18 protein-coding genes are annotated in these 16,277 nt (G+C 67.0%); 10 read left to right on the top strand and 8 right to left on the bottom strand.

All coding sequences use genetic code 11. The annotated features are described in order from the left end of the window. A partial coding sequence (locus EPO41_RS08595) for a zinc-binding dehydrogenase (protein WP_296323276.1) occupies positions 1-232 on the top strand: 232 nt, incomplete at its 5' end. Positions 233-433: 201 nt separating this feature from the next. Continuing rightward, complete coding sequence (gene tldD, locus EPO41_RS08600; protein ID WP_296323417.1) at positions 434-1,795, top strand: metalloprotease TldD; 1,362 nt, start codon at positions 434-436, stop codon at positions 1,793-1,795. Between the two features lie 62 nt (positions 1,796-1,857). Here the strand turns inward: tldD and EPO41_RS08605 are convergent, their stop codons facing one another. From EPO41_RS08605 to EPO41_RS08630, 6 genes are all read right to left on the bottom strand, one after another. Further along, positions 1,858-2,259 (bottom strand): DUF1801 domain-containing protein, encoded by a 402-nt coding sequence (locus tag EPO41_RS08605; RefSeq protein ID WP_296323281.1) that lies wholly within the window; start codon positions 2,257-2,259, stop codon positions 1,858-1,860. Between the two features lie 2 nt (positions 2,260-2,261). Then, complete coding sequence (locus EPO41_RS08610; RefSeq protein WP_296323285.1) at positions 2,262-3,248, bottom strand: 2-dehydropantoate 2-reductase; 987 nt, start codon at positions 3,246-3,248, stop codon at positions 2,262-2,264. A 1-nt stretch (position 3,249) separates the two neighbouring features. Then, positions 3,250-3,795, bottom strand: coding sequence for a hypothetical protein (locus EPO41_RS08615; protein ID WP_296323288.1), 546 nt, complete (start codon positions 3,793-3,795; stop codon positions 3,250-3,252). Between the two features lie 20 nt (positions 3,796-3,815). Continuing rightward, the gene (locus EPO41_RS08620) at positions 3,816-4,670 is read right to left on the bottom strand and encodes a VOC family protein (protein ID WP_296323290.1); all 855 of its coding nucleotides are present in this window, start codon (positions 4,668-4,670) and stop codon (positions 3,816-3,818) included. Between the two features lie 14 nt (positions 4,671-4,684). Beyond that, positions 4,685-6,049, bottom strand: coding sequence for a glutamate--cysteine ligase (locus tag EPO41_RS08625; protein ID WP_296323294.1), 1,365 nt, complete (start codon positions 6,047-6,049; stop codon positions 4,685-4,687). Positions 6,050-6,193: 144 nt separating this feature from the next. Beyond that, positions 6,194-6,982, bottom strand: a complete 789-nt coding sequence (locus EPO41_RS08630; RefSeq protein WP_296323297.1) for a 16S rRNA (uracil(1498)-N(3))-methyltransferase — start codon at positions 6,980-6,982, stop codon at positions 6,194-6,196. A gap of 60 nt (positions 6,983-7,042) precedes the next feature. Between EPO41_RS08630 and ubiA the strand changes: the two genes are divergently transcribed. The 3 genes from ubiA (at position 7,043) to EPO41_RS08645 (ending at position 9,460) form a co-directional block, all read left to right on the top strand. Beyond that, entirely contained in the window at positions 7,043-7,966 is a 924-nt protein-coding gene (gene ubiA / locus EPO41_RS08635) for a 4-hydroxybenzoate octaprenyltransferase (protein ID WP_296323300.1), read from the top strand. Next, positions 7,966-8,637, top strand: a complete 672-nt coding sequence (locus tag EPO41_RS08640; RefSeq protein WP_296323304.1) for a 50S ribosomal protein L11 methyltransferase — start codon at positions 7,966-7,968, stop codon at positions 8,635-8,637. Before ubiA ends, EPO41_RS08640 begins: the two co-directional genes overlap by 1 nt. Positions 8,638-8,707: 70 nt before the next feature. After that, positions 8,708-9,460 carry a hypothetical protein gene (locus EPO41_RS08645; protein WP_296323307.1) on the top strand — a complete coding sequence of 251 codons (753 nt, stop codon included), beginning with the start codon at positions 8,708-8,710 and terminating at the stop codon, positions 9,458-9,460. Between the two features lie 4 nt (positions 9,461-9,464). Here EPO41_RS08645 and EPO41_RS08650 read toward each other — a convergent pair whose 3' ends face one another. Together EPO41_RS08650 and EPO41_RS08655 are read right to left on the bottom strand one after the other, a co-directional pair. Then, positions 9,465-10,730 carry a M28 family peptidase gene (locus tag EPO41_RS08650; protein WP_296323310.1) on the bottom strand — a complete coding sequence of 422 codons (1,266 nt, stop codon included), beginning with the start codon at positions 10,728-10,730 and terminating at the stop codon, positions 9,465-9,467. A 4-nt stretch (positions 10,731-10,734) separates the two neighbouring features. Further along, positions 10,735-11,613, bottom strand: a complete 879-nt coding sequence (locus EPO41_RS08655; RefSeq protein ID WP_296323313.1) for a LysR family transcriptional regulator — start codon at positions 11,611-11,613, stop codon at positions 10,735-10,737. A 116-nt stretch (positions 11,614-11,729) separates the two neighbouring features. Between EPO41_RS08655 and EPO41_RS08660 the strand changes: the two genes are divergently transcribed. The 5 genes from EPO41_RS08660 to EPO41_RS08680 all read left to right on the top strand — a co-directional run bounded on the left by EPO41_RS08660 (position 11,730) and on the right by EPO41_RS08680 (position 16,276). Beyond that, on the top strand, positions 11,730-12,494 hold the full coding sequence (locus EPO41_RS08660; RefSeq protein ID WP_296323316.1) for an amino acid ABC transporter ATP-binding protein: 765 nt from the start codon (positions 11,730-11,732) through the stop codon (positions 12,492-12,494). A 25-nt stretch (positions 12,495-12,519) separates the two neighbouring features. Beyond that, complete coding sequence (locus tag EPO41_RS08665; RefSeq protein WP_296323320.1) at positions 12,520-13,329, top strand: ABC transporter substrate-binding protein; 810 nt, start codon at positions 12,520-12,522, stop codon at positions 13,327-13,329. A gap of 79 nt (positions 13,330-13,408) precedes the next feature. Continuing rightward, positions 13,409-14,074: an amino acid ABC transporter permease gene (locus EPO41_RS08670; protein WP_296323323.1), complete on the top strand. Its 666-nt coding sequence runs from the start codon at positions 13,409-13,411 to the stop codon at positions 14,072-14,074. Next, complete coding sequence (locus tag EPO41_RS08675; RefSeq protein WP_296323326.1) at positions 14,074-15,330, top strand: M20/M25/M40 family metallo-hydrolase; 1,257 nt, start codon at positions 14,074-14,076, stop codon at positions 15,328-15,330. Before EPO41_RS08670 ends, EPO41_RS08675 begins: the two co-directional genes overlap by 1 nt. A gap of 1 nt (position 15,331) precedes the next feature. Then, entirely contained in the window at positions 15,332-16,276 is a 945-nt protein-coding gene (locus EPO41_RS08680) for an arginase family protein (RefSeq protein ID WP_296323329.1), read from the top strand. Position 16,277 lies beyond the last annotated feature (1 nt).

Genomic DNA, 16,277 nt, shown 5'->3' on the forward strand with positions numbered 1-16,277 from the left:
CGACCTGCATGCGCTGAAGCGCATCGACTATATCGGCGTCACCTTCCGCACCCGCAGCCCCGAGGAGGTGCGTGATATCGTGCACGCCGCCCGCAGGGACCTCTGGCCCGCCATCGAGGAAGGCAAGCTCAGCCTGCCGATCGACAAGACCTTCCCCCTGTCCGAGGCCGCCGCCGCGCTTGCGCACATGAAGGCCAATGCCCATTTTGGGAAGATCGTATTGGTCGTCTGAGACCCATTGTCGTCCTGAGCGCAGCGAAGGACCTGGCCTCGCAACTGGCGGAGTGTCTGTCGCCGGCGCTAGGTCCTTCGCTGCGCTCAGGACGACATAGAGAGAAGGTGTGCCGCAATGAGCAAGTCGATCAACCATCTCGCCACCGCCGACGGCCTGTTCTTCGGCAAGGACGGCCTCGACAAGCGCAAGACCGAGAAGATGGTCGACGACGCGCTGGCCGGCACCGACGACGGCGAGCTGTTCCTCGAATATGTCCAGAGCGAGAGCCTGTCGTTCGACGACGGCAAGCTGAAGAGCGCGTCGTTCGACACCTCGCAGGGCTTCGGCCTGCGCTCGGTGGCGGGCGACGTGACCGGGTTCGCCCACGCCTCGGCGCTCGACGAGCAGGCGCTGAAGCGGGCGGCCGAGACGGTGAAAACCGTGCGGTCGGGCCGCGGCGGCACCTCCGACGAGTCTCCGCGCGGCACAAACCGGCTGCTCTATGCCGACGACAATCCGATCGACGGCGTGCCCTTCGCGCAGAAGGTTGCGCTGATGCAGGAGATCGACGCCTATGTCCGCGCCAAGGAGCCCAAGGCGCGCCAGGTCTCGGTCTCGCTGTCGGGCTCGTGGCAGGTCGTGGAGATCGTGCGCGCCGGCGGCTGGCGTGCCGCCGACGTGCGGCCGCTGGTGCGGCTGAACGTCAGCGTCGTCTGCGCCGACGGCTCGCGCATGGAGGCCGGCAGCACCGGCAGCGGCCGCCGCGCCGCCTATGGCGACATCTTCCTGCCGGGCTACTGGCAGAAGGAGGCCGACGAGGCGATCCGCCAGGCGCTGGTCAACCTCGACTCGATCGACGCGCCGGCCGGCGAGATGCCGGTCGTGCTGGGCGCCGGCTGGTCGGGCGTGCTGTGGCACGAGGCGGTCGGACACGGGTTGGAAGGCGACTTCCATCGCAAGAAGACCTCGATGTTCAGCCATCTGATGGGCGAGATGATTGCCTCGCCGGGCGTGACCGTGGTCGACGACGGCACGCTGAACGACCGCCGCGGCTCGCTCACCATCGACGACGAGGGCACACCCACCCAGCGTAACGTGCTGATCGAGGACGGCCGCCTGGTCGGCCTGATGCAGGACCGCATGAACGCCCGCCTGATGGGAGTGAAGCCGACCGGCAACGGCCGCCGGCAGGGCCATGCCTATGCGCCGATGCCGCGCATGACCAACACCTTCATGCTGGGCGGGGACAAAGACCCGAAGGAGATCATCGCCTCGGTGAAGAAGGGCCTCTACTGCGCCAATTTCGGCGGCGGCCAGGTCGACATCGTGTCGGGCAAGTTCGTGTTCAGCGTGACCGAGGGCTACCTGATCGAGGACGGCAAGCTCGGCCGCCCCGTGAAGGGCGCGACCCTGATCGGCGCCGGCTCCGAGGCGCTGACCCGCGTCGGCATGGTCGGCAACGACATGTCGCTCGATCCCGGCATCGGCACCTGCGGCAAGGACGGCCAGGGCGTTCCCGTCGGCGTCGGCCAGCCGACCCTGCGCATCGACGCCCTGACGGTCGGCGGCACCGCGACCTGACTTGAGCTTCCCTTTCAAACTCCTCTCCCCCTATCGGGGGCGAGGGACATGAGTGGTGCTCGCTACCGCTTCTTCTTTTTCGCGGCCCGCTCGGCCAGCGCTTCCTTGTTCGCGGCCACAGCGGCGCGGATCAGGGCCTTGAAGGCCGCCTCGTTCAGCTTGCCGCCTTCCGGAATGTCGATGGCGCGGCGGACATTGCCGTCGAGGCTGGCGTTGAACAGCTTCTTCGCATCCGGCAATGCCGCACCCCGCGCGAAGGTGAGCTTCACGACCTGCTTGTAGGTCTCGCCGGTGCAGACGATGCCGTCATGTTCCCACACGGGCACGCCGCGCCATTTCCATTCCTCGACGATCTCGGGATCGGCGTCATGGATCAGCTTGCGCACGCGGGCCAGCGTCTCGCCGCGCCAATCGCCCAACGTCTCGATGCGCTTGTCGATGTTGGCGGAAGCGGCGGCGCTCATGCTCAGGATTGATAGAGCTGCTTGGATTCGGCGAGGCTGACGACGATCGATTCGATGGCGTCGAGCGTGGGCGTATCGATGCCGGCGCTGCGTCCGAAGGCGAGCGGTGCGCGCACGATCGCCTCGACTTCCATCGGCCGGCCACCTTCGTAATCCTGCAGAATCGACGGGCGGTGGTCGGGATAGACGCGCTTGGGCCCGTAGCGGACCTCGGGCGAATCGTCGAGCACGACGCCGTTCGCGGCGGCGATGGCCAACGCCTCGGCATGGGCGCGGCGGGCCAGACGATTGACCATCGGCGTCGCCTGGATGGTCGTGGGCTGGCGCAGGATGAGGCACAGCGTCGAGCCGGTGAAGTTGGCCATCAGCTTGTGCCAGATGTCGTAGCGGATGTCGGTGGTCGAGGGTGAGGCGATGCCGGCGGCGATCAGCGTCTCGCGCAGCTTCCCGATGCGCGGCGTCTGGCGATCGTCCGGCTCGCCAACCCACAGCACATTGCGCTCGGGAGAAATGTTGCGCACTACGCCGGGCTCGATCACGTGATTGGACGAGGTGATGACACCGCCCAGCGTGCGGTCGAAGCCCACCGTCTTCAAAAGAGCGCCGCCCGGATCGAGCCGCGACAGGTCGGGCGCCTTGGGCCGATCCTTGCCCAGCCCATGGCCATACCACCAGGGAATGCCGTTCTGGGCGAAGACCACCGGCGTGTCCGGCCCCAGCAGAGGCGCCACCGTGTCGGCGATCGCCGACAGGCTCGAGGCCTTCAGGGTCGAGATCACCACGTCCTGCGGACCGAGATCGGCCGGCTTGTCGCTGGCCGCGACCTTGGCGACGATGGTCTTGTCGCCGGTCAGCAGGGTGAGGCCTTTGGCGCGGATCGCGTCGAGATGGGGACCGCGGGCCACGACGGAGACCTCGTTGCCGGCCGCCGCGAGACGGGTCGCATAGTTGCCGCCGATGGCGCCGGCGCCGAAAACGCAGATACGCATCCTAGCTCTTGGTCTCCGCGAACCGGAGCGAACCCAGGAAACGCGCGGCCGCGGCCTTCGTCTCCTCGTCGCTCTTCGCCGTGACCAGCAGGCGATAGAGCCGGTCCTTCACGATATAGGTGCGCATCATCACCAGCGAGCCCTGCTGGTCGGCGATGTCGAGCGCATAGCCGTCCCAGCCCTGCAGGGTGACCGGCTCGTCGAGCACGTACTTGAACTTGGCGCGCGGGAAGGCCTTCTCGGCTTCGCCGCGCCCCAGCTCGCGCGCCATCTCCTTGCCGTCCTTGGACGAGAACCAGCCCGGCTCGTAGTCGACATAATCGAAGTCGAACATCTCGTCGGCCCGCTTGGAGGCCCAGGCGACCCGCTCGCCGGCATGGCCCTTCTCCTTCTCGGCCGCCGAGGTCTTGTTGACCGGCGCCGGCATCTCCAGCCGGAAGCGCAGGTCGGGCCCGACCACGGTCTGCCACTGGTCGGGCTGGGCGTAGACGACCGTCGGTACGGCCGACAGAGCCGGAGCCGTGAAGACGAACGAACGACGGGTCATGCCAAAACTCTTGAAAAAACTCATACGGGGGGCACCAGTTCTTCGCGTCCGGACCAGTCCCAGGCGAGACCGGTACGCGAGACGCCGAGCAGCAGCCCGTGCAGTTCCTTGGGATGAATCCAGCCGCCGTCGGGATCGGTCACAGGATCGGCGCCGCGCGGGGTGTAACGGGCGTTGGCGTCGAGCAGGCGCTGGCGCACGTTGGGCCAGTCATGGACCTCGACGTAGCACATGTAGAGCGAGTCGCCGTGCTTGTGGGCGAAGCGCCCCATCGCATGGACGTTGTCGGTGACCTGGCTCAACTCGATGCGGTCGAGCCGGTTGGGCGGATCGAACAGGGTGAGCGTGCCGATGTAGCCGAAGCGCTCGCTGCCGATCTCACTGAAGCGCGACGGATCGAGCCCGAACAGGCCGGCATAGACCGCGGCGACGCGGCGCCAGTCGCTCATCAGCGTGTTGGTCGTCTCGTAGAGGAACGACACCGGGCCGACCCGCGGCCGGTAGGTGCTCTCGGAGATCACGATGGGCAGCCCGAAGGTCGCGTCGCTGGCGAGGTAGAGCTGCCCGTTGTCGCGGTCGTAGCCGACGCCGAGACCTTCCCAGCGCTTCACCATGCCGTCGAGATCGGCGGTGCAGTAGCCGGCGGTCATCAGCCCTTCGCCGCGGCGGCTCAGGAATTCCTGGGTGAGACCCGCGCCGTCGGGCTCGCAGAGCTCGAACTCGCTCTCGCCAACCGCGAGGATCGTGCGCCTGGCCGAGAGGTGGCGGCTATGGTCATGCCGCGCCACCTGGCTGCCGAGCAATTGGCCGAAGCGCCGTGCCGCCTTGGCGGCGTCGTGCACGGCGATCTGGACGCGGTCGCAACGGTCGAGCATGCGGCGACCTTACCTCAGTAGGCACAGTCGCGGAACAGCGCCGCGAAGGACCCTTTCCATTCGCCGTGCCACTTGGCGAGGAGTTCGTCGGCCGGTGCCTGGCCGCTGGCGACGGCGCGGTCGAGCGGTGCCAGGTACAGGGTCTCGTCGGCGCCGTCCGCGTTGAGCTGGTTGCGGGCCCGCAGGCCGGCATGGGCAATCTCGACGACGTCGCGCGCCAGTTCCGAGAGCACACGGCCCCGGAACAGGGTGGCGAGGCCAGACTTCGGCGTCTCGGCGCGCAGGAAATCGTGGTCGGCGGTGCTCCAGTCCTTCACCAGGTCCCAGGCCGCGTCGAGCGCGCCCTGGTCGTAGAGCAGTCCGACCCACAGCGCCGGCAGCGCATTGAGCGCGCCCAGCGGACCGGCATCCGCGCCGCGCATTTCGAGGTAGCGCTTCAGCCGCACCTCGGGGAAGGCTGTGGTGATGTGGTCGGCCCAGTCGTTGATCGAGGGCAGCTCGCCCGGCCGCGCCGGCAGCTTGCCCTTCAGGAAATCGCGGAAGCTCTGGCCGGACGCGTCGATATACTTGCCATCGCGATAGACGAAGTACATGGGCACATCGAGCATGTAGTCGACGTAGCGCTCGAAGCCGAACCCGTCCTCGAACACGAAAGGCAGCATGCCGCAACGGTCGGGATCGGTGTCGGTCCAGATGTGGCTGCGGTAGCTCTTGAAACCGGCTTCCTTGCCCTCCTTGAAGGGCGAGTTGGCGAACAGGGCGGTGGCGATCGGCTGAAGCGCCAGCGAGACGCGGAACTTCTTCACCATGTCCGCTTCGGACTCGAAGTCGAGGTTGGTCTGCACGGTACAGGTGCGCAGCATCATGTCGAGGCCGAGCTTGCCCTTCTTGGGCATATACTCGCGCATGATCTTGTAGCGGCCCTTGGGCATCCAGTGCATGTCCTCGCGCGTCCATTCGGGCGCGAAGCCCAGCCCGATGAACGACGCGCCGATCTCGCCGGCGACCTGCTTCACCTCGTCGATATGCTGGCCGTTCTCGGCCGCCGCTTCGTGCAGCGTTTCCAGCGGCGCGCCGGACAGCTCGAACTGTCCGCCCGGCTCCAGGGTGATGCTGGCCTTGCCCCGCAGCAGGGCGATCGGATTGTTGCCCTCGACCACCGGCTCCCAGCCAAATCGCGTCAGCCCTTCGAGCATGGCGCGGATTCCGTCCGGCCCATCATAGGCCAGCGGCTTCAGGGTCTTGGTGTGGTAGCCGAACTTCTCGTGCTCGGTGCCCATGCGCCACTTGGCCCGCGGTTTGTTGCCGGCCGCGAAGTATTCAATCAGCTGCCGCCGATTTTCGATCGGCGCGCCGCCGCCCGACGGAGGTGCGGACATACGATCAACTCTCCCTGATCGCTCCGCGCCTTGTGAGGGCTGATGGAGCGGCGCGGTCGCATGAGAAAACCTCACCCGAGGCCGCGGCTGGTTCATCCTGTTCGATTCGCTCTCTCCCACATCGCCGGGGGCCTGCGCAAGCGCTCAGACGGTAACCCTGGAGGCGCGATAATCGCCGCTGAGACGCGGTGTCGGGCGCCGCCAGTCGCCCAGCAGCGCCTGCCAGCATGCCAGCGCTGCCAGCGCCGCGGTATCGGCCCGCAGGATGCGCGGACCGAGGCCCACAGACGTTACATCCTTTATGCGACGCAGCGCCTGCAGCTCGGCTTCCGCGAAACCGCCCTCCGGTCCGATGACGATGGCCCAGGGCGCAGTCCGCGCGGCCTCGTCGAGCTGCGACAGCGCCTCGGCGATCGGCGGCCCGCCGCCCGTCTCATCGCACATCATGAGTCGGCGACCCTCCGGCCAGGCGTCGAGCAGCTTTCCGAGGTCGATCGAGTCGCGCACCTCGGGCACCGTCAGGCGCTCGGTCTGTTCGGCCGCTTCCACCGCATTGGCGCGCAAACGGCCGACATTGACCCTCTCAACCGCCGTGTGGCGCGTCACCACGGGCTGCAGGACCGACACACCCAGCTCGGTCGCCTTCTCGGCGATATAGTCGATGCGCGCGCGCTTCACCGGCGCGAAGCACAACCAGACATCGGGCTCGGGCGCCTGCTCGCGCGTGCGTTCGCCCACTTCCGCAACGGCGGCTTTCTTGCCACGGGACGACAAGGTGCCGCGCCATTCGCCGTCGCGGCCGTTGAACAGCAGCAGCGGCGAACTGTCGGGCCGGCGCATCACGTTGCGCAGGTAATGGACCTGGGCCTCGTCGAGCGGGGCTTCGCCGCCAGCCGCGAGATCGGCCCCGACGAAAAGACGCGTCACACTCATCTATTTGCCTTCATGGATCATTGTCGCGCATAGCTGCATGATGACGCGCATGATGACGCCATGACCACCGGGCGGACAACCGGCTTCACCGATATCGACAGCACGCACTGGACGCTGCGCTACCTGCCGCCCTGGGCGCGCCCCTATGGGCGGCTGGCGCGCTGGGACCGGCCGATCGGCATCTGGCTGCTGCTGTTTCCCTGCTGGTGGTCGTCGGCGCTGGCCGCCGCGCCCAACTGGGCCCAGCTCGCGGGCTTCATGGCGCTGTTCACGGTCGGCGCCATCGCCATGCGCGGCGCCGGCTGCACCTGGAACGACATCCTGGACCGCAAGGTCGATGCCGGCGTCGAGCGCACCCGCGGCCGGCCGCTGCCGTCGGGCGAGCTGAAGCTGCACCACGCTCTGATCTGGATGGCGCTGCAGGGCGCGGTGGGCGCCGCCGTGCTGTTCAAGCTGAACAAGTTCGCGGGCGGCGTGGCGCTCCTGTCGCTGCTGCTGGTCGCGATCTATCCGACGATGAAGAAGATCACCTCGTGGCCGCAGGTGGTGCTGGGCTTCGCCTTCAACTGGGGCGCGCTGGTTGGCTTTGCCGCCGTCACCGGGACGCTCTCCTGGGCCACGGTCGCGCTCTATCTCGGCGGCGTCGCCTGGACGATGGTCTACGACACGATCTACGCCATGCAGGACCAGCGCGACGATGCGGTGGTAGGCGTGCGTTCGACGGCACGCCGCTTTGCCGCCGCGCCACGGCGCTGGCTCAGCCTGTTTGCCGTGCTGGCGATCGGCTTCTGGATCGCCACCGGCCTGCTGGCGCCGCTGGGCGTCGGCTACTTCGTGCTGCTGGCCGGCATCGCCCTGCACCTCTGCTGGCAGATCGCTCTGCTGAAGCCCGAAGACCAGGCCGACTGCCTGATGCGCTTCAAGTCCAACCGGCTGGTCGGCTGGTTGATGCTGTTGGCCCTCATCGTCGACAAGGTCCGCTGATGTCCAGACTGCCCGAGAATCCCGAAGAATTCATCCGCACCAACACCGCGCTCGAAGCGCCGGCGATGGTGCCGGAGTTCAGGCTCTGGCTGGCCACCGAATACGTGCCGATCTGGCAGGCGACCGAGGCGTGGCTCGAGGAAAAGAATGTCGATCCGCCCTACTGGGCCTTCTGCTGGCCGGGCGGCCAGGCGGTCGCGCGCTACCTGCTCGACAATCCCGAACTCGTCGCCGGCAAGCGCGTGATCGACTTCGCAGCCGGCTCGGGCGTCTCGTCGATGGCTGCGGCGCATGCAGGGGCGGCGTCGGTGGTGGCCAACGACATCGACCGGCTGTCGCTGGTCGCCGCGCGCCTCAACGCCGCGGCCAACGGTCTTTCCATCGACACGAGCAGCGAGGACTGGCTGGCGGCGGCTCCGGGAAACCCCGAGGCCGACGTGGTGATCGCGGGGGACGTCTGCTACGAGCGCGAGATGTCGGTCCAGGCGCTGGCCTGGCTGCGCAGCCACGCCGCGAGGGGCCGGCTGGTCCTGCTGGGCGACCCGGGCCGCAACTATTTCAGCGCCCAGGGCCTGGAAGAGCGCGGCCGCTACGAGATCCCGACCTCCCTGCAGCTCGAGAACCGGGGCATGCGCGAAACCGTCGTCTGGCGGGTCCTGCCGGTTTCGTGAGGTCATTCGGCGGCAGGCTGTTATAATTCCGTAACTGTTCTTTCACAGATGGATCGGGGTACAGCAGACCATGCCCCCTAGCACCAAGAAATCAAAGATAAGCTCGGCCGACTTCGCGAGCCTCTATGACGGCTTCAATGCCCCGGTCTCGCGCTTCGACTGCGGCCGCAAGTGCGCCCCGCTGAACGACGGCGAGCCGGTCTGCTGTTCCACGCAAAACGCCGTGCCGGTGGTGCACAAGGTCGAATGGGACCTGCTCAAGACCCGCACCGACCTGTGGTCCAAGTTCAAGCCCTACGACTACTCCACCCGGATGATCGTCGAGGAGCTGACCTCCGACTGCATGGCCATCCACTGCAAGGGCGCGCGCCATTGCGAGCGCGACAATCGCACGATCGCCTGCCGCGGTTTCCCCTTCTATCCCTACCTGACGCGGCAGAAGGAATTCGTCGGCGTCGGCACCTACTGGGTGTTCGAGGATCGCTGCTGGATGATGTCCAACCTCGAGGTCGTCGACCGCAAGTTCGTCGAGGAGTTCATCGCCACCTACGAGGCGCTGTTCGTCAAGGACAAGGACGAGTTCGACACCTACGTCACCTTCTCGGCGACAGCGCGGCGGACCTTCTCGCGCTGGAAACGCGAGATCCCGCTGCTCGGCCGCAGGGGCGAGCTGCTGATCGTCACGCCCTCGACCGGCGAGATCCGCCCGGGCAAGTCGAAGGACTATCCGAAGCGGGAGCCCTTCAACTCCGAGAAGAACTACAAGCAGGCCATCAAGGACGCCGGCGGCGAATACCCGAAGGACGGTCTGCGCCCGGCCTGACCTCTCAGCGCCGCCACGTCGCGGCTTCGGCCGGATCGGCATTGCAGGCGGCGGCAACCAGGGCGGCCGTCAGCAAGGTCGCCTGCCGCAATTCGCTTTGCGCGACCTTGTCGCGCGTGTCGGCGGGCGTGAGCACGACGCGCAGATGGGCGTTGGGATCGTCGAAGCCCGCCACGAGCCGGATCGCCGGAATGCCGCCCGCCGCGAAGTTCGCGTGGTCGGAATTGGTCATCAGCGGGCGCACGCTGCGCAAGCTTTGGCCATTGGCTTCGGCCACGCCCAGCAGGAACGGCTCGACGCCGGCAAAGCCGCTGGTGAGCGCCGCAAGGTTGGGACTGCCCGCCACCGAATCGAGATTGACGTTGAGGGCGATCTTCGCGCGTTCGGCGTCGCTCAACGCCTTCACATATTGTGCCGATCCGGTCAGCGCCCATTCCTCGACGCTGAAGAACATGACGCGCAGGCCACGCCGCCACTTCGCGATCTCGGGTGCCAGGGCGCGCGTCACGGCCAGGACCGCGGCGAGGCCGGAGCCGTTGTCCATGGCGCTCTCGGCCAGGTCGTGGCCATCGACATGGGCCGACAGGACCACCCATTCGTCGGTCTGGCCGGGATAGTCGAAGACCAGCGTCTCGGTCTCGGCCGGCCCCTCCGCGGTCTCGATGGCGATCGTGACGGTGGGAAAGCCCGTCGACCGGCGCGCCAACTTCGCCGCCGTTTCGGGCGAAATGCCGAGCGCGGGAATGCCCTCGCCGGAATCGCGGCCAGAGGAACCCGCCACAACATGTCCCGCCAGCGGGCCGCCGATCAGGAAGCCCACGGCACCATGGGCGCGCGCCATGTCGTACTTGCGGCGGCGGTGGATCGTGCCCGCCGCGAACATCAGCTCGTGTCGCACCAGCACGATGCGCCCCGCGATCTCCGCCTTGTGCGCCTCGAACTCGTCGGGCGTACCGCGACCGAGATCGATCACCTCGGCGGTCAGGCCGGGCGTCGCGATCGTGCGCACCAGCGGATGGCACGGCGCGAAGGCCCCGCCCGGCAGCCTGAGCGTCGCCGACTTCGCCTGCCAGCCATTGTACGGCACGGGAATCGACCGGCCCGAATTGGCCGGCGACGCCGCGTGAACCCTCTCCCGCAGCAACGCGAATGCCTTCTTTTCGCTCTCGGTGCCCGCGAGACGACCGCCGCAATCGCAGATGTCGTTGAAATCGCGCCACAGCGCCTCGTCGGCGGCGAGCCGACCCATCAGATTGGCGTCGAGACGCATTCATTCACCCTTTCAGTTTGTCGTCGAGCATGTCGAGGAACGCCGTCGCCAGCACCGAAGGCTCGCGATCGCGGCGATGGAAGGCGCCGATCTCGTAGGTGACGGCCGGCTCGAAGGGCCGCGTCACGAGACCGAGATGCTCGAAACTGCGCGCCGACAGTGGATCGACGATCGACCAGCCCGTTCCGGCCGCCACGAGGCCGCAGAGACTCGCGAAGAACTCGGCCTCGACCACGGCATTGATGGATACGCCCGCCGCCGAGAAGACGCCGCGGATGCGGTTGGGCACCTGATGCGAGCGCGCCGGCATCACCATCGGGTATGGCCCGAGCAGTTGCGGCGTCAGCAGCTTGCGCGAAGCGAGTGCATGACGCGGCGGCAGGATGGCGACGCAGCGCATCGCATAGCGCCGGACCTCGACCTGGCTTTCGTCGATCGGCAGCTCGGCGATGCCGATGTCGAAACTCTCGGTCGGCAGGAGCTGGCTCACCACGTCGGAATGGCGCGAGATCAGCCGAACGGAGACTCCGGGACGCTCAGCCAGGAACTGCGCCACGAGATCGGGCAACAGGGAGATGGCGGCCGAGGGATGGCTGGCGATCGCCAGCCGCCCCGACTGGCCCCCGCGGATCTGCGCCGTCGCCGCCTGCAGCCGGTCGACCTCGCCCAGCACACGGCTTGCTTCGGCATAGAACAGCATGCCCTCGGCCGTGGGCGTCAGCCGGCCGTTGGCGCGCTCGAACAGGGAGAAGCCCACCGTCTCCTCCAGGCGCGCAATCTGGGTGCTGACCGCGGGCTGGGTCACGCCCATGGCGCCGGCAGCGGCGGTCATGGAGCGGTGGTCCACCACCGCACGGAAGGCTTCGAGGAGCTTGACGTCCATACTCTATAAACAGCCGTTATTGGTCATTCAGACAGTTATCCCGCCAACTCCTAGCAAAACTCCTGCCGATCCGGCAGGCTTCCATGGAGCGGCATAGGAATTGCTTATGGAGTGACATGAGCAGCACGAGCCCCCTGATCCTCGCGGACGGCGTCTCCAAGAAGTTCGGCATCAACCAGGTGCTGACGCGCGTGACGCTGGAAGTCCTGGAACGCGACGTGGTCTGCGTCGTGGGCCCTTCGGGATCGGGCAAGACCACCTTGTTGCGCTGCCTCGCCCTGCTGGAGGAGCCGAGCGAAGGCCAGGTCGTCATGGAAGGCGTGCCCATTTCGACGCCATCACCGGACAAGCAGGTGAAGGCCGCGGCCCGCGAAGTGCGCTCCGAGATCGGCATGGTCTTCCAGCACTTCAATCTGTGGCCGCACATGTCGGTGCTGCAGAACCTGATCGAAGCGCCGATGCGCGTGAAGAAGATGCCCAGGGACAAGGCCGTCGCCATCGCCGAGTCGCTGCTGAAGAAGGTCGACCTGTTCGAGAAGCGCGACGCCTATCCCGCGCGCCTGTCGGGCGGCCAGCAGCAGCGCGTGGCGATTGCCCGCGCGCTCGCCATGTCACCCAAGGTCCTGCTGTTCGACGAGGCAACCAGCGCGCTCGATCCCGAGCTGCGCCGCGAGGTGCTGGCCGTCATGCGCCAGCTCGCACGCGAGGGCATGACCATGCTGGTGGTCACGCACGAAATGGGCTTCGCGCGCCATGTCGGCACGCGCACCGTGTTCATGGATCGAGGCGAGATTGTCGAGGCGGCGCCGGGTTCGGCCTTCTTCGATGCGCCGCAGACGGAGCGCGCCCGGCGCTTCCTGCAGCAGTTCGCGGACGAGTGATGGGGAAGGTCAACAAGGGAGACCGATGATGGGTGTGGCAAGGATACTGGGTGCGCTCGCGCTGGCCGGCACGGTTGGCGCCTTTTCGATCACGGGCGCGGAAGCCCAGCAGACGCAGTCGCGTCTCTACGAGGTGACCAAGAGCAAGAAGCTCCGGGTCTGCCAGTTCCCGCTCTACTATTCGATCTCGTTCCGCAATTCCAAGACCGGCGAGATCGAGGGTATCGATGCCGACCTCGCGAAGGAATTCGCCAAGGAGCTCGACGCCAAGCTGGAGATCGTCGAATCGAGCTTCGGCTCGTTCATCGCCGACCTGCAGGCGGGCAAGTGCGAGATCGGCATGTTCGGCGTCGGCGCCACGATGAAGCGCGGCCAGGCGGTCGAGTTCTCCAAGCCCTACCTGCTGACCAACCTCTATGCGGTCACGCGCAAGGACAGCAAGATCAAGAAGTGGGAAGACATCGACCAGAAGGGCGTGAAGGCTGCCGTTTCCCTGGGCAGCTACATGGAGCCCTTCATGAAGGGCTACGTGAAGAACGCCGAGGTCGTCTCGGTGGCGCCGCCCAACACGCGCGAGGCCGAGCTGGTCGCGCAGCGGGTCGACGTCATCATCACCGACTTCCCGACCGCCATCAAAGTGACCGACGAGTTCGACTGGGCGACCTACATCCTGCCCAACGAGAAGCTCGCCATCACGCCCTACGCCTACGTCGTGCCGCAGGGCGACCAGATCTGGCTGAACTACGTCAACCTGTTCGTCGACACGATCAAGCTCGACGGCCGGCTGCTGAAGTACGCCAAGAAGCACAAGCTCGACCCGATCGTCGCGCCGTAGCTCATTGGAGCGCGCCACTCCAGTGGCGCAAATCATCCGGGAGAGCGCCACTGGAGTGGCGCGCTCCACCGAGGCTTGAATGTTCAAGTACCAATTCCGCTGGGACACGGTCTGGGGGAGCTTCGACTTCCTCATGGGCGGCCTGCAGATGACGCTGATCATCTCCGCCATCACGCTCGTCCTGGCGATGGTCGGCGGGCTGATCATCGCCCTGCTCGACATGTCGCGGTTCCGGCCGCTGCGCTGGATCGGCATCTCGATCGGCGAGGTCGTGCGCAACACGCCGATCCTGGTGCAGCTCCTGTGGGTCTACTACGTGCTGCCGATCGTGTTCGGCGTGCGCATCGAGGCGCTGGTCGCCCTGATCATCGGCCTCGCCCTCTACCAGGCCGCCTTCATTTCCGAGGTCTATCGCTCGGGCATCCAGAGCGTGCCCAAGGGCCATCGCGAAGCGGCCCAGGTGCTGGGGCTGACGCCGTTCCAGTCGTTCAACCGCATCGTTCTGCCGCAGGCGATCCGCATGACCCTGCCGCCGCTCGCCTCCAACTTCGTGCAGCTCATCAAGTTCTCCTCGCTGGGCGCCGTCATCTCGGTGAGCGAGATCACGCGGCGCGGCATGGAGCTCTCCGCGACCAACTTCCGGCCGCTCGAGACCTTCACCTTCATCGCCGTCGTGTACTTCTTCATCTGCTGGCCCCTCGCCATGGCCATCCGCTTCTGGGAACGCAGGCTGCAGGCTCGCTGATGTCTCCGAGAATTCGCAACGAGCTGGCGCGCAAGGTCGACGCCTCGCTGGACCGTCTCATCGACGTGACGCGGCGGCTGGTCGCGGTTGCCTCGCCCAACCCGCCGAGCGACACGTTCGATGTGGCGCAGGTGGCCGAGGCCCTGCTGCGCGAGATTCCCGGCATCGAGATCGAGCGGGTCGAGCCCGAGCCGCGCGTCGTCTCGCTGATCGGCCGCATCCGCGGCCGCGAGCCCGGCCGACGCCTGATCTTCAACGGCCATCTCGACACTTTCCCGCTGCTGGAGAACCTGCCCTGGACCGTGCCGCCGCTGGGCGGTGTGCTGAAGGACGGCAAGCTCTACGGTCGAGGCGTCTGCGACATGAAGGGCGGCATCGCCTGCTCGCTGCTGGCCGCGCTGCTGCTGGCCGAAAACCGCGACGCCTGGGACGGCGAGGTCGTTCTCACCCTGGCGGGCGACGAGGAAAACATGGGCTCGCTGGGCTCGGGCTACCTCCTCGAGCATTTCCCGCACGCCGCCGGCGACGCCAACATCTGCGGAGACGTCGGCTCCCCCAAGGTCGTGCGCTTCGGCGAGAAGGGCCTGATGTGGGTCGAGGTCGAGGCCACCGGTTCACCCGCTCATGGCGCCCACGTCCACAGGGGCGCCAACGCCATCGACCGGCTGCGGACCGCGCTCGACTATCTGAAGCAGCTCGAGGACGTGCCCTTCCAGTCGCCGCCGGTCGTCACCCACGCGATCGGCAAGGCCAAGCCGATTTCCGAGCCGCTGTCGGGCACCGGCGAGGCCGACACGCTGTCCCGCGTCACCGTGAACATCGGAACGATCGAGGGCGGGACCTCGCCCAACCTCGTGCCCACCCACGCCATCGCCCGCGCCGACATCCGCCTGCCCGTGGGGATCACGACCGATGTACTCGCCGCCAAACTCGACGAATGGCTGGCGCCGCTGGAGGGCGTGAGCTGGAAGGCCATCCGGCGCTTCGAGCCCTCCTTCACCGATCCCGGCCACGAGATCGTGACGCGCACGGCCTCGGTCGCCGCCGAGGTGCTGGGCGAGATGCCTGCCGTAAACATGAGGGTCGGTGGTTCGGACTCGCGCTGGTATCGCATGTTCGACGTGCCGACGGTCGTGCTGGGCCTCACGCCCTTCAACATGGGCGGCGCCGACGAGCATGTGCTGGTCGACGAGTTGCTGGCCGTCGCCAAGATCCACACTTTGGTGGCCTACGATTTCCTCTCCTCGGAGACCTGACATGGATCGCCTGTCCGACGACGAGCTGTTCACCCTGCCGCTCACCTTCATGGGCGTGCCCTACGGGCGTCCGGGCCCGGCCAACAAGGCCGCCATCCTCGGCATCCCATTCGACTGCGGCACCAACATGCGCATCGGCGCCCGCGGAGGCCCCGACTCGGTGCGCCAGCAGTCGCAGCTCATGCGCCGCTTCAACCCGACCAATGCCGACTTCGATCCCGCGCTGGCACTGGGACTGGTCGATTGCGGCAACGTGAAACTCACGCCCTCGAAGATCGTCGATGCCTTCGAGCGGATCGAGCAGGCGGCCGATCGCATCGTCGAGGCCGGCGCCGTGCCGATCACCATCGGCGGCGATGGCTCGGTCACCGTCCCGGTCGCCCGCGCCGTCGGCAAGAAATATCCGAAGATGGCGGCACTCCATATCGACTCGCACACCGATTCCTATCCCTACGGCTCGGAGGAAAAATACAACTCCGCCACCCAGTTCACCCATGTCGCCGAGGAAGGCCTCGTCGATCCCGAGTTCTCCTGGCATGTCGGCATCCGCAGCACGACCTACGCTCAGGGTGTCGTGCCGCGTGCCCTGAGCCTCGGCTACAAGGTCGTGTCGATCGACGAGCTGGTGCGTGGCGGCTTCGCCCAGCGCATGGCCGAGTTCCGCGACAAGGTCGGCAAGCGGCCGGTCTATCTCTGCTTCGACATGGACGTATTCGACCCGTCCTGCGCGCCCGGCGTCTGCACGCCCTCGTGGGGCGGCCTCAGCGCCCGAGAAGGCATCGACCTGCTGCGCTGCCTCACCGACTTGAACATCGTGGCCGTCGACGTGAACACGGTGAGTCCGCCCCAGGACGTGAACGGCATGGCCGCCCACCTCTGCTCCCACGTGATCTACGAGACGCTGGTGCTGCTGTGCCGGCAGATGGGTCTGGACGAGGTGAAGTAGC

It is taken from the genome of Reyranella sp. (assembly GCF_004297265.1).
Taxonomy (GTDB): domain Bacteria; phylum Pseudomonadota; class Alphaproteobacteria; order Reyranellales; family Reyranellaceae; genus Reyranella.